16 protein-coding genes are annotated in these 12,887 nt (G+C 44.0%); 5 read left to right on the top strand and 11 right to left on the bottom strand.

Features of this window, described 5'->3' with window-relative positions; genetic code table 11:
* Nucleotides 1-13 precede the first annotated feature (13 nt).
* The 3 genes from KNQ12_RS11665 to KNQ12_RS11655 all read right to left on the bottom strand — a co-directional run bounded on the left by KNQ12_RS11665 (nucleotide 14) and on the right by KNQ12_RS11655 (nucleotide 3,870).
* Nucleotides 14-2,092, bottom strand: coding sequence for a methyl-accepting chemotaxis protein (locus KNQ12_RS11665; RefSeq protein ID WP_082487290.1), 2,079 nt, complete (start codon nucleotides 2,090-2,092; stop codon nucleotides 14-16).
* A gap of 73 nt (nucleotides 2,093-2,165) precedes the next feature.
* On the bottom strand, nucleotides 2,166-3,197 hold the full coding sequence (locus KNQ12_RS11660; RefSeq protein WP_055969991.1) for an ABC transporter permease: 1,032 nt from the start codon (nucleotides 3,195-3,197) through the stop codon (nucleotides 2,166-2,168).
* Nucleotides 3,190-3,870 carry an ABC transporter ATP-binding protein gene (locus KNQ12_RS11655; protein ID WP_053452483.1) on the bottom strand — a complete coding sequence of 227 codons (681 nt, stop codon included), beginning with the start codon at nucleotides 3,868-3,870 and terminating at the stop codon, nucleotides 3,190-3,192. Before KNQ12_RS11655 ends, KNQ12_RS11660 begins: the two co-directional genes overlap by 8 nt.
* Before the next feature lie 149 nt (nucleotides 3,871-4,019).
* Here KNQ12_RS11655 and KNQ12_RS11650 point away from each other — a divergent pair, with 149 nt between their 5' ends.
* On the top strand, nucleotides 4,020-4,400 hold the full coding sequence (locus tag KNQ12_RS11650) for a hypothetical protein (protein ID WP_053452484.1): 381 nt from the start codon (nucleotides 4,020-4,022) through the stop codon (nucleotides 4,398-4,400).
* A complete protein-coding gene (locus KNQ12_RS11645; RefSeq protein ID WP_053452485.1) occupies nucleotides 4,397-4,750 on the top strand; it encodes a hypothetical protein in 354 nt (117 codons plus the stop codon). Before KNQ12_RS11650 ends, KNQ12_RS11645 begins: the two co-directional genes overlap by 4 nt.
* 19 nt (nucleotides 4,751-4,769) lie before the next feature.
* On the opposite strand, the gene KNQ12_RS11640 is transcribed toward KNQ12_RS11645, so the two are convergent.
* The gene (locus KNQ12_RS11640; RefSeq protein ID WP_053452486.1) at nucleotides 4,770-5,321 is read right to left on the bottom strand and encodes a DUF4352 domain-containing protein; all 552 of its coding nucleotides are present in this window, start codon (nucleotides 5,319-5,321) and stop codon (nucleotides 4,770-4,772) included.
* Between the two features lie 270 nt (nucleotides 5,322-5,591).
* The gene (locus KNQ12_RS11635; protein WP_053452487.1) at nucleotides 5,592-5,981 is read right to left on the bottom strand and encodes a RidA family protein; all 390 of its coding nucleotides are present in this window, start codon (nucleotides 5,979-5,981) and stop codon (nucleotides 5,592-5,594) included.
* A gap of 89 nt (nucleotides 5,982-6,070) precedes the next feature.
* Here KNQ12_RS11635 and KNQ12_RS11630 point away from each other — a divergent pair, with 89 nt between their 5' ends.
* The gene (locus tag KNQ12_RS11630; protein WP_053452488.1) at nucleotides 6,071-6,394 is read left to right on the top strand and encodes a nucleoside triphosphate pyrophosphohydrolase; all 324 of its coding nucleotides are present in this window, start codon (nucleotides 6,071-6,073) and stop codon (nucleotides 6,392-6,394) included.
* Nucleotides 6,391-8,709: a DEAD/DEAH box helicase family protein gene (locus KNQ12_RS11625; protein ID WP_214748417.1), complete on the top strand. Its 2,319-nt coding sequence runs from the start codon at nucleotides 6,391-6,393 to the stop codon at nucleotides 8,707-8,709. Before KNQ12_RS11630 ends, KNQ12_RS11625 begins: the two co-directional genes overlap by 4 nt.
* 964 nt (nucleotides 8,710-9,673) lie before the next feature.
* Here KNQ12_RS11625 and KNQ12_RS11620 read toward each other — a convergent pair.
* The 5 genes from KNQ12_RS11620 to tnpB form a co-directional block, all read right to left on the bottom strand.
* Nucleotides 9,674-9,946, bottom strand: a complete 273-nt coding sequence (locus tag KNQ12_RS11620) for a hypothetical protein (protein WP_053452490.1) — start codon at nucleotides 9,944-9,946, stop codon at nucleotides 9,674-9,676.
* A 3-nt stretch (nucleotides 9,947-9,949) separates the two neighbouring features.
* Nucleotides 9,950-10,105, bottom strand: a complete 156-nt coding sequence (locus KNQ12_RS11615; RefSeq protein ID WP_156357226.1) for a hypothetical protein — start codon at nucleotides 10,103-10,105, stop codon at nucleotides 9,950-9,952.
* 321 nt (nucleotides 10,106-10,426) lie between these two features.
* Nucleotides 10,427-10,834, bottom strand: a complete 408-nt coding sequence (gene hepT, locus KNQ12_RS11610) for a type VII toxin-antitoxin system HepT family RNase toxin (RefSeq protein ID WP_053452491.1) — start codon at nucleotides 10,832-10,834, stop codon at nucleotides 10,427-10,429.
* A gap of 1 nt (nucleotide 10,835) precedes the next feature.
* Nucleotides 10,836-11,066: a nucleotidyltransferase domain-containing protein gene (locus KNQ12_RS11605; RefSeq protein WP_053452492.1), complete on the bottom strand. Its 231-nt coding sequence runs from the start codon at nucleotides 11,064-11,066 to the stop codon at nucleotides 10,836-10,838.
* Between the two features lie 66 nt (nucleotides 11,067-11,132).
* Nucleotides 11,133-12,305 (bottom strand): IS200/IS605 family element RNA-guided endonuclease TnpB, encoded by a 1,173-nt coding sequence (gene tnpB / locus KNQ12_RS11600; protein WP_053452493.1) that lies wholly within the window; start codon nucleotides 12,303-12,305, stop codon nucleotides 11,133-11,135.
* A 60-nt stretch (nucleotides 12,306-12,365) separates the two neighbouring features.
* On the opposite strand from tnpB, the gene KNQ12_RS11595 reads away from it, so the two are divergent.
* Nucleotides 12,366-12,500: a ribbon-helix-helix domain-containing protein gene (locus tag KNQ12_RS11595; protein ID WP_214748433.1), complete on the top strand. Its 135-nt coding sequence runs from the start codon at nucleotides 12,366-12,368 to the stop codon at nucleotides 12,498-12,500.
* A gap of 123 nt (nucleotides 12,501-12,623) precedes the next feature.
* Here the strand turns inward: KNQ12_RS11595 and KNQ12_RS11590 are convergent, their stop codons facing one another.
* Nucleotides 12,624-12,797 carry a nucleotidyltransferase domain-containing protein gene (locus KNQ12_RS11590; RefSeq protein WP_082318502.1) on the bottom strand — a complete coding sequence of 58 codons (174 nt, stop codon included), beginning with the start codon at nucleotides 12,795-12,797 and terminating at the stop codon, nucleotides 12,624-12,626.
* Between the last annotated feature and the right edge of the window lie 90 nt (nucleotides 12,798-12,887).

Here is a 12,887-nt window from a genome sequence, read left to right as displayed (position 1 = left end):
TCTCCTTTCAAGTTTAATCCAGTGTATAGCGGTTGATCGTCTCGTGCAACTCACGGGAGAGCGTATAAATCTCTTCCGTCAGCGTATGGACGACATCCATTCGTTCGCTGAAAGCGAGTGATTGCTCGGATGCATGTTGGTTGTCTTGAGCGCTGGCGATGATTCCGGCACGCAGCTGTTCGGCTTGTGCGACGAGGTGGGAAGCGGTCGATAAGACATCCCGGTTCGTTTCCGAAAGGGCGGCCATATCAACAGTGACACCTTTTGACTGGGTGACGATCGAATCAAACGATTGCGTCGCTTCCGTGACGCGAACGACACCGTCTTGAACGGCAACGGTTCCGCGTGCCATGGCGTCTTCGAGTTGTTTTGTCTCCAGTTGGATCGAATCGATTGTTTCCTGGACGCGAACCATTGACTGTTTCGATTGGTTGGCAAGATTCTGAATCTCGCGTGCGACGACAACGAATCCTTTGCCTTGTTCCCCGGCACGTGCGGCTTCGATCGAAGCGTTTAATGAGAGAAGATTCGTTTCGTTAGCGATCGATTCGATGATGCTGATGATCTCTAAGATATTCTCGGAAGCGATTTGGACGCGACGTGATTTATCGGCAGCCTCATCAATCGCATTTTGAATCGATTGCATCTGTTCCGTAACGGCATGGAGATCCGAACGTCCGGTCGTTGCAAGATTTTCTGAACGACTAGCGCTATCGACGACGAGAGCCGACGTTTGCGCGTTCTGCTCGATTGTTGCCGTCAAGGATTGTAAGGACGCTGTATGCCCATCAAACGCGCCAGACTGTTGCTGGGCGGTTGCGGCAATTCCAGTCATTGCTGTTGCCATCTCTTTTGTTCCGTGTCCGGTCTCTTCGGCTTCAACGACGAGCTCAGCGAGAGAGTCATCAATCGTCCGTGACATTGCATCGACTCGCTGTACCAAATTGATTAAAGAGAGGCGCATTGTCTCGAATAAACGGGAGAGCTGTCCAATCTCATCACGTGACGTCGCAACGACCGGTTGTGATAAATCGTGTTCGGCAATCGCGCCCGCACTATGCAGTAACGCGCGAATTGGTCGGACGAGCGTGCGTGTGAAGAGGATCGCAGCAAGTGCTACCAAAGCAATTAACGCCACTAACGCAATCAATAGCTTTTGTACGAAATCAGATAAAGAAGCAAACACTTCTTCCGTATGGACTTCTGTGATCAGTCCCCAGTTGAGACCAGCGATTTTTAGTGGTGTGAAGGACGTCACGACTTCATGACCATCGGTGTCCGTTGTTTCTGTCGTTTTCGTCTGACCGGCAACGACTTGTTTGACTGGCGTCGACTGGACCCGTTTTTCGCCGACTTCCGTCTGTTTTGTCGCTCGGAAATCAGAGCGTAAGCGTTGATCGGCACCAACAAGATACGATTCACCGGTTTTGCCGAGTCCAGCCGTTGTTTTCATGATCTGATTGATTCGATCACCGGCGAGCTGAAGCGCAAGAACTCCACGTGGTTTGTTCGTCTTTGGGTCGACATAGGGAATCGCAAAGAAAGCAGCAGGAGCTTTTGACGGTTCGTAGTACGCATAATCAGCAATGACGCCTGTTTGTTTTGTTAAGGCGTCCTGATACGCTTTTCCGAGCCCTGACGATTTGAGATCACCGGTGACGACATTCTGACCGAGATCCGGTTCTTTGAACGCCGTATAGACGACATTTCCGTCCGGATCAATGAAGAAGACATCATAGAAGCCGAACTGCTCGATGTATTGATTGAAGTAGGTATCGAATTTTTTGGCTTCTTGTTGGTAGGCGTCGTTCGCCAGTCCACCGTCCGCAAACTGTTTCGTTAAGGGAGCGAAAGCTTGCTGGACTTGTTCGTTCTCTGCTAATGCTTCGAGGTTCAAAAATTTCTCATCGATATGTTGCGTGACAGTCGCTTTTTTAGCATCACGAATCGCCTCAAGTTTCGCGTAAGCTTCGTCCGTTAAGGCATTCTTCGTTTCAATATACAAAAACGAGCCGATCAAGACGATCGGTACGATTGCAAGACCGAGGAAAGCAAGTAACATTTTCGGATACAGACCCCACTTCATACGCATCCACTCCGTTCGTTTTAGATTACCTTTAGTGTACGAAAGGAACACGAGAAGAGATATTGGATTTCCATATCTTTTAAATGACTTTATTTTCCGTAGAAGCTGTAATACGAGAGTCAACGAGCCGAAAGAAGCGCTGCTTTCTAAACCACAGGGCGTGTTGTTTTACTTCTTGATACAGGACGAACAGAACGAAGGCGATGACAAGACCACGTCCAATCCATGGTAAGACGAGAAGGCCATAGTTCATCGCAGCAAACAGCTGGAGTAAGAAACGACGTTTACTCGGATCTCGCAGATACGTGATCAGCGGGAGTTGCTGATGCGTCTGCTTGAATAATCGCAGATGAAGGAACGGACGCTTTCGATGCGACGGTTTTGGTAAGGCACCGTTCAATTCAAGGACGGTCGTCGATAAACTCGACTGTCGTTTCATCGACAACAGAATGTCCTCCGTTAATCCGTCCTCACGCCGTGACCAGTGCCGGACATGAAGAGATCCGAATAGTAACACACCCAGTGCAACAACGAAGAGGACAGGATGCGGTTGCAGCCAAAGCAGGAGCAACAGAGTGATACGTCCGGTTGCTAGGACGAGGTGACCGCTCCATTTTCGCAAGAACCGTTGTCCGGATAACCGGTACGTCCAGAAGCTAAAGAACGGTTGGAGCAAAGAGAGCGCAAGACTAATCAGCAGTACTGTGATACTAGATTGGTCAAACCGGGTGCTATGTAACGGAAAACAGAGTAGATGTAATCCGGCAGTCAATAGAAAAATCCGCATGAAGTGATACCGAACGGAATACCACTTCATTCGAACGATTGCTCCAGGAACCGGTTTGAAGAAGAGACGATCTGCGGGTTCGAACCAGGCGTAAAAGGCGGGCAGGAATCCATACAGAATCCAACCGAGTAAAATCCAAGCGACCGGAACTGTTTGAACCCAGTCCGCTTGACCGTTTAAAATCTGGATCGTTTCATAGATGATGAACAGACCGACTGGAATGACGAGATAGAGCAAAATCGTCCAATCGAAAATTTCTCGAAAGAAGCGACGCTGTTCCGCATGCCGTCGACGGATCCGTTGCTTCAAAAAGGTTTCAATCATGCTCGAGCACCATCGCTTCCATGATGTCGAACAAGCGGGCACCAGGCTGACCAGAGGCTTCACCGATTTGAGCGAGTGTTCCTTGATGTTTGATGCGCCCCTGATCAATCCAGACGAAGTCGTCACAAAGACGTTCCGCGGAATCAAGGACGTGGGTGACGAGCAGAATCGCCACGCCACGCGTCCGTTCTGCTTCGAGTAAATGTAATAATCGAATCGTCGCGACCGCGTCAAGACCGACGAACGGTTCATCGATGATCAGGCAGTCTGCGCGTTGCATCAAGGCACAGACGAGCATTACTTTCTGTTTCATTCCTTTAGAGAAAGAAGAGACATAGTCACTTGTGACAGCATGCAGTTCGAACGTCTTTAAGAGTCGTTCCGTATAGGCATGATCCGTCTCGTGGAGCGAGGCGACCAACTCAAGGTGCTCGGCGAGTGTCAAATATTCGTAATAGGTCGGCAGCTCCGGAATATAGGCGAGTGAGACCGGTAAATCGATCTCTCCTTCGACCCAAGGCAGCGTACCGAACATCGCTTGAATCGTCGTACTTTTTCCTGCACCGTTTGTACCAATCAAACCGGTGATGGATCCAGGCTGTAAAGCAAACGCAATCTCTTGTAAGACGGGCTGACCTACGTCATAACCGGCTTGTTGAATGGATACATGCATGTGAAACATCTCCTTTCACTACATTTACTGATAGAAGGAGAAAAATGTTTCACAGCAACAGAAATCAGCAGAACCATAGTAAAAAATGAAACAGGTTAAAAATAATAAATGGAGTATACTGGGAACATCAAATTTAGGGGATGATTATGATGGAGACAGTAAAACGGATCTATTACCGCGAGTCCGGAAGGGGAATAGGACAGACGTTTTGGTGGAACCGTGCAAGTCAAACAATTCGAGCAGAAGATGAAGAAAATCGATTGACGGCATCCGGAGAACGTATACTGACACAAGACGATCTAGCGTTCATGGATATGTGGATGAAGAAGTATGATCTAGTAGCGTGGGAGACGTATCCTGAGTCAGTGCATGAGATGCTAGACGGGACGGATTGGACGCTTGAAGTAACGACGAATAAACAAATCATCTGTATCAGTAAGTCAAATGTCTATCCACCTGGATGGAGAAACATCCGTGACGCGTTGTATCGTTTTTTCACATCACAAGCGAGTCAGGAGGGGCAGCGATGAAACGAACATGGTTGTATGTGATTCCCTTTGCTTGGTTTGGACCCTATTTTGATTGGAAAGAAGGTTCACTTCTAGGCTATGCCTTATTTTTGTTTGGACTCGGTGCTCTATCGTATTCACTTGCGCGGAGTGGGAAACCGAAATATATCGTCATCGGCAATCTAGTTTCGTTTGCGATTTCATACGGGATCGCGCTCAGCGTAGGGAGAGGATATGGCGAAGGGTACTTCAATCCATTGACGGTCAGTCAACTAGTGATCGGAGTAAGTATCTTGAATCTGGTTGTACAAATACCAATCGTGATGCATGCGATTCAACGACGAGCAAAACAAAGTAAAAGCGCTCCTTAAAACTAGGAGCGCTTACTCATTAATTTTTACCTTTAAAGACGACTTCGTTATCGTTCCATGAGAAAGAAGGTTTGTAGATAAGTTCGAGGGACTGACCTTTTGGTGCATCGTAAAAGAGTTTACCTTTTAACGTCTTACCTTTGTTTAAATCACCACTGATTGCCATGTCATCTCCGAAATAAGAATCGACTTGTTCATCATTAATATAGAGGTTGAATTCCGTATCATCGATGAAAGCAGAATCATCGCCTTTATTGATTGCTGTTACATCAAATACAACGACATTTCCATTTTTTGATTCGCTGTATTGAGCAGGAGACTGGTTTTGAGCTTTTGAAATCGTGAGCTGTACATCACCGACTTTGATCGTATCGCCGAATGCAAAATGCTTAGGTGTATTTTTTTGTTTATCGCCTTTAGCCTGTTTTGAATCGACTGCAGTGACTTCTCCTCCTTTTTTGAGCTCTTTGTCTACTTCGTTTGCGAAGAATGATGTACATGCGACCATTGCAACGATAAGAATGACGATTGCGATGATCAAACCAAGTACCAATTTAAGAAGCTTTTTCATACTGATAAACCGATCCCTTCGAATTCAATAAGAATTGCTATGTATTTCCTACACTTATTAAAATGGAAAAAATGCTATACTTTTTAATAAATAACAAATTTTAATATAAAATAAGTAAGAATTAATAGTAATCTATCATAAAACCCAAATTAATACCATAATTTATTTATATTAAAATAATTTTGAAATTTCTATTTTTTAGGTTTTGAATAGAGAAGACACTACAAGGATTTACAAATAAAAACACCACGCAAAATGCGTGATGTGTGATTAGAGGAGTCCTAAAATCTCGACTTCGACCAAGGCACCTTTTGGTAGTTCCTTCACAGCGATACAAGACCGAGCTGGGAAGTGATCGTGCGGTGCGAAGTAATCGGAGTAGATCGTATTAAAAGAAGCGAAGTGTTCCATGCTCGTTAAGTAGCATGTCGTCTTGACGACGCGGTCGGGTGTCAGTCCTGCCTCTTTCAGGATGGCATCGACGTTTCGCATGACTTGTTCCGTCTGCTCCGTGATTCCGCCTGGAACAAGTTCGCCTGTTGCCGGGTCGATCGGGATTTGCCCGGAAGCATAGAGTGTTCCGTTTGCGATAAAGCCTTGCGAGTAAGGACCAATCGCAGCAGGGGCGTTCGTTGTGTCGATCTGTTTGAATGTAGACATGAAAAGAACCTCCTCTTATAAAATACATATGTACGACACCGAGTGATTCGACTCGGATATCCCTCAACCCTTCAAAGGAGTGAATTGATATGCCACTTTATCATAAATTAGTTCGAGACACGATTCCAAACATCATCGACCAAAACGGGAAAAAAGCGACGTTCCGCACGTTGGACGAAAATGAATTCCTAGTGGAAGCGAAAAAGAAATTACATGAAGAACTGGCTGAATACGAGGAAGCGACGACGGACACAGACGCTGTCGAGGAGTTAGCTGATTTACTGGAGCTCATCCAAGCGTTAGCGAAGATACATGGCGTGACAGTCGAGGAACTGGAAGCCGTCCGAGCGAAGAAACAGCAACAACGCGGTGGATTTGAAGAACGCCTCTACCTGATCGAGGTCGAGGATTGATCCCGGAAGCGAAGCTGACGACGCATCACTTATATGACTCACTTATCGAAGCCATTGATCAGGCAGAGGAAGTCTATATCGTCGCAGCGTTTGCTCAGAAGTCAGGCGTCGCTTTACTCGTCCCGGCGTTTCGTCGTGCGTTGCAACGAGGAGCCGAGATTCGTCTGTTGATTGGCGACTATCTACATATCACTGACCCAGAAGCATTGGCACAGTTGCTTGCGCTTGATGGGTTGTCAGTTCGCTTTTATCGGTCTGGTGGACGCTCTTTCCATCCGAAAGCGTATCTGTTTCGAAACGCAGAGACTGGCTTATCAATCGTCGGTTCGTCGAACATCTCGAACAGTGCACTTCGGTCTGGAATCGAATGGAACGTCCATCTACCACAAGCTGTCGCTCCACAGATCCTTGATGATGCGATTGATGCCTTCATGGATCTTTACCTCAGCGAATCGGCAGAAGAACTGAATCCGGTTGTCTTAGATGCTTATCGTCAAGAGTACGCGGCACGTCAGTATGTCGCGGAACCAGAAGTCGAGTATGACGAAGGAACGGTCGTCGTTGCGCCAGAAATCCTGCCGCACCGGGTGCAGGAAGAAGCGCTCCAAGCGTTACGGGAAACGATGGAAGAAGGACGGACACGGGCGTTGGCAGTGCTTGCGACTGGACTAGGGAAGACCTACCTGAGTGCGTTCTTTGCGGGAGACTTTACACGAGTCCTGTTCCTGGCACATCAAAAAGAACTATTACTGCAAGCAGAGCGTTCGTTTCAAAAAGTCAATCCGGCGTGGCAGACTGGTTTCTACATCGGCAGTGACCGGACCGTCACAGAGACGACGGAGATCGTCTTCGCTTCCGTCCAGACGTTGGCGCAAAAGCGTCATTTGAACCGTTTTTCAACTGACCAGTTTGATCTCATCATCGTCGACGAGTTCCATCACGCGGCAGCGACGAGTTATCGGAAGATCATCAATCATTTCACGCCCCGTTTCCTGCTCGGTCTGACGGCGACACCAGACCGGATGGATGGAGCCGATGTCTATGCGATCTGTCACCATAACGTTGCTTTCCAGATGCACTTCACGGCAGCGATTGCTGAAGGATTTTTGACGCCGTTTCATTATTACGGTATTCATGACACGATCGACTATTCCCAGATTCGAAGAATTGGTCGAACGTATGATGCGTCGCAGCTCGAGCATCGGCAACTCGATCGTGAAGTCGCGGATAATATCTATCATTCATGGGAGAAACATCATCAAACGAAGACAATTGGCTTTTGTTCGTCGATTAAGCAGGCGGAATATCTAGCGCAAGTATTTCGAGATAAAGGAACGAAGGCATTTGCACTGACAGGACAGACGACAAATCGCGCGCAATATATGCAAGCATTCGAGCAAGGCGAGATTGAAGTTCTTTTTACGATCGATTTATTCAACGAAGGTGTCGATATTCCGAAAGTGGATACACTGCTGTTCTGTCGTCCGACGGAATCTGTCGCCATTTATACGCAGCAAATCGGACGCGGACTACGCTTAGCGCAAGACAAATCGCATTGCGTCATCATTGACTTAATTGGGAATTACCGTAACGTCGAAACGAAACTGAAACTACTTGGAACAATGAAAGAATCGTTCAAGCGAGGGCAGACAGAACCGATTACGCCACCACCCGGCTGTGTGATTGAGTTCGATACGCGGGCACTGGAATTGATTCATCGACTCAGGCAACCAAGTCAGCGGAAGTTACGATTGATTGAGCAATACGAGCGAATCAAATACGAACTTGGTTATCGACCATCCTATGTTGAAATCGGAGAATATGCGGCAGTTCCACAAGGCTATAAACAAGATTGGGGTTCTTACGTTGGGTTCTTGAAGGAGCATCAGGAACTATCGGACGAAGAGGTCGAAGCGTACGACGCAAATCGTGAATTGATTGAACAAGTCGAAAAGACGATCATGAATCGGAGTTATAAGATGGTCGTTCTGTTAGCAATGCTTGAGCGGGGAGAAGAACGATGGATGGAGCCAATTACGGTTGGAGAAGTCGCGCCGTTCTTTTATGAGTATTTGCATGCGGAAAAGTATCGGGAGTTGAAGGATACGCAAACGGCGGAGTTAAAAGGACTATTTGACACAGTAAAAGTAGAAAGTTTATTGAAAAAGATGCCGTTTCCGAGAATGGGCGGAATATTAACATTCTCTGGTGAGTTTTTGTTAATGAGATTAAATATAAAAAGTAGAGAACTTTATAGAATCATAAAAGATATCGTCAATTACAGAATTAACGAATACTTTCGATCTAAAAGCTAATCCTTTATCAATTTTATAAACCGATAGAATGATTTATAAGAGAACTGTGCAGGGTTATAAAGAGATAGAAAGATAGATAAACAAACTCTTACAAGATTATAAACCGATAGAATGATTTATAAGAGAACTGTACAGGATTATAAAGAGGTAGAAAGATAGATAAACAAACTCTTGCGAAATTATAAACCGATAGAATGATTTATAAGAGAACTGTGCAGGATTATAAAGAGGTAGAAAGATAGATAAACAAACTCTTACGAAATTATAAACCGATAGAATGATTTATAAGAGAACTGTGCAGGATTATAAAGAGGTAGAAAGATAGATAAACAAACTCTTACGAAATTATAAACCGTTAGAATGATTTATAAGAGAACTGTGCAGGATTATAAAGAGGTAGAAAGATAGATAAACAAACTCTTACGAAATTATAAACCGATAGAATGATTTATAAGAGAACTGTGCAGGATTATAAAGAGGTAGAAAGATAGATAAACAAACTCTTACGGAATTATAAACCGATAGAATGATTTATAAGAAATACAGAAGGAATTATAATAAAAAATTAAAATGGTCTATTAAGTAAGGAAATATAAAATAATGAAGCTGAGATTTTTATTTCAGGTAATTTTATTTAAATTAATTTCGTAATAAAAATGAGGAAATAAAATTTTTTAGGTAAATATTTTGCTTCAACCATTTTGAAAATATATATTAAATCATTTTTTTTAATGGGGGCTGATAAAATTTCATTAATTTTTATCAGGTTAACTTATCAGGTTTCCTGTCTTTCTAAAACCAACCTATCATTAATGTCTAAAAAATTGTTGGATTATAAGGGTTTGTAATGAATATAAAAACTATGAAATCTGCAAATATCAGGTTTGGAAGAAAAGGATAAATACAATAAATTAAATGAATTTAATGCATTTAAATGTAAAATTTTTGAATTTTTAATTTATTCCTAGTAATTCATTTTAGAAGTAAATTCAATTAGCTGAAGAAAAGATAGAGCTGATTGTTTAAAAGCTTGAATGAAATCTAATGTATTATAGATAGCTTCTTCTTGATCAATAATTAATGATAATCGATATTTACCTACCTTTTTTAAGCACACTTCGATAGGTGTATTCAGATAATAAAATGTAGCGGAGTCATCCTCTAGACAGTTTTTCAAAGCATCTGCATAGTACTGCCACAATGGTGCAGGTTCGTCTGAGTGATTGGCTCCTTGCATGATTTAATTCTGGGTAAACGAAATCGTACCGTCTAGATTTAAAGAGCCGTCTTCTAACCAATCCTCTTTTTGCTGAATGTATACTTGAATGCGATCTTGTTCTGTGATGTTCACATGTTCCTGTTCATTTTCTAAAAAGATAAAGGTTTGGATATCCATAAAGCACACTCCTTCTTCCATTCATGAATTAAGTTAATCTATATGTCCTTTTTCAACGCCTATGACATATTTTATATCATCAACTGTTCCTGTAAATTGCTTTGAACCTGTAGAAACGTTTGAAAGATTATTTCTATTTTGTTTAGCTACATTACAATGAAGAGGTGTGAGGAAATGGAGAATTTTCAATATACATAAGACAATACTAGTTGGAGCCGTTAATGCAGCCAATTATGCATTTCACTCTTTAAGTGATAGCTAAACAAAAGGCGATTCCAATTTACGGAATCGCCTTTACTTATAAAAAAGCTTCGTAGCGAATCAATCCTCTAGTTCAATGACAGTTCGAGTGAATGTCAAAAAATCATTAAGATGACAATCTAATATCGCTTGAAGAATGTCCAGATTTAGTGATTGATAGTCATGTACTGCAATGTTACGAAATCCGACCATATTCATGAGACTAGTAGCCAGTGAAGCATCGATGAGCTGACCTTCCTCGAGCAACTGAAATCCATCACGACTCGATTTAGGTAGACCAAGCTTCCGTGTTCGAACTAGATGCATGGCGATGGCGATACTTGCCTCACATGCGCGCTGGATGTTCAAAATGATACTATCTTGTTTGGTGTCATCCTTTAAATGACTAGGTTTGTTCTGATAGACATCCTGTATTCTTAATAAACAACGTTCAATGGTCGCTATCTTATTTAACAACACATCGTTCATATTAAAAAGCACTCCTCTGATCTTTGATTGACTGTACGATTGGAGCCCTCTCCTCAGAAAAGGCAGCATACATGCTATAAGCACGCATTTGTTGTCGTATCAGCTCGTTCGGATTTTGGCAGTCGATGACTAAACCTTCTGTGAGGATCTGCATCGTCAAAATCGGGGCAATCTGTTTTATATCGACGAGATCAACTTCACGACCAGCGAGTCGTGCTAATTGACCCGCCATTGAACTACCATTAGGCTAAAGCCGTAGTGGATTCCTGAGTTATCCGACCTAACGGTCGAAAAATGATCAGGCTAACCCCGTCGTCCCGACGGTTGAAGAAGCTAAGATACGTTCTGCTTCTTGCTTGAGGTTCAGTCCTGCGTTCATATCGCGATCATGATGGACTCCGCAACTCGGACATGTCCATTCACGTAGGGCAAGATGTTTCACGTCTTTGTGTTGATGGCCGCAACTCGAACAGAGCTGGCTCGAGGCAAAGGTCTTTCCGACCTTCACGACGGTCTTGCCGTACCAGTCGGCCTTATACTCGAGCATGCGGAAGAACTCCGACCAGCTAACCTCGGAGATGGACTTGCTCAACTTGCGGTTCTTCTGCATGTTCTTTACCTGCAAGGTCTCGATCCCGATGACGTCGTGGTTTTTGACGATCTCGGTCGATACCTTGTGCAGGAAGTCGGTACGTTTGTTTGAAATCTTTTCGTGGATGCGGGCGACCTTCCGCTTCTGCTTCTGGTAGTTCCTCGCCTCGGACAACTTGACTTTCCTAGCCAAGGCGATGCGCTGACGTCGAGAGAGCTTTCTCTGCTCGCGCGCCAGTTTCTTCTCAAGCGAACGGAAGTAACGGTCGTTCTTGTATACCGTGCCGTCCGACAGGATGGCAAAGTTCTTGAGTCCGACGTCGACGCCAACAGATGAGCCGGTCTTCGGCAATTCGTGGATCTCCTGCTCGACGAGCAGGGAGACGAAATATTTCCCTGAAGCGTTACGTCGAATCGTAGCGTTCAAAATACGTCCTGCGATCTGTTTCGAATAGGCGAAACGAACCCATTTCAGCTTCGGAAGTTTGAGCTTGTTCCCGATGATGGAGACTTCAGGCAGTTGAGACTTGCCTTGGATGTTCGTCTTGTACGATTGCACGGGGTTTCGCTTTGATTTAAAACGAGGACGTTCATTCTGTTTCTTGAAGAAACGGTCATAGGCATCGGTAAGATGTTTGACGCTAGCTTGCACGGAAGTACTATCGACTTCTTTCAGCCAGTCAAACTCCTGCTTCAGGATAGGAATTTCTTTGGAACAAGAACCGTAAGAGAGTCCTTTTCCAGTCGCTTTGTAGGTCTCATCCCACCTCGCTAAGAAGTGGTTGAAGACGAATCGTGAACAACCGATCGTCTTCGCAATCAAGATTTTCTGCTCTTTCGTGGGGTAGATTCTGAATTTGTAAGCCTTGTGTTCTTTCATCTTGATTTTCACCCCCTTTTAGTATATATTGAGTATATACTTAATAAGAGGTGATGTCAAATGGAGCGCGTATCAAAATTGATTAAATTTCCAAAAGATTTAGTGGAAAAAATAGAGAAATATCAAAAAGAGAATTATATTTCTTCTTTTGCCGGTGCGGTGTATGAACTGATTCGCAAAGGTTTAGAAAAGTAATGGAGTGATGTCTCCTGTAGCATCGGAAATGTCAGCAAACAAATGATTCAAAAATACATCCAAACACAAGGAAGTTAGGCATACATCCCTTAGCCTAAAGGCATAGGGGTTTTGCGCCCGCTTTTATAAAAATCGATCGTAGGCAGAGAGGGTGTGGTCACTTAAATAAGCGATATCCAAATCACTATCATCTGTCATGTTTCCCGTAGCTCCGGAGCCGAATAAGATAATGAAATGATCATGCACGCGTACGTTAATCGTTTGAACGAGTTGTTGTCGCGACGTCATCGATATCATGTGATTCGCTCCTTCCAACCCTTTTTTCAAAGTGTACTATGGCTAAGATATATTAAAAATAAACTCCTCGAGAACTCGAGGAGTTTAAAG

The organism is Exiguobacterium sp. s11, from assembly GCF_018619015.1.
GTDB classification, from domain to species: domain Bacteria; phylum Bacillota; class Bacilli; order Exiguobacteriales; family Exiguobacteriaceae; genus Exiguobacterium_A; species Exiguobacterium_A indicum.
This window is presented reverse-complemented; position numbering and strand designations above follow the sequence as displayed.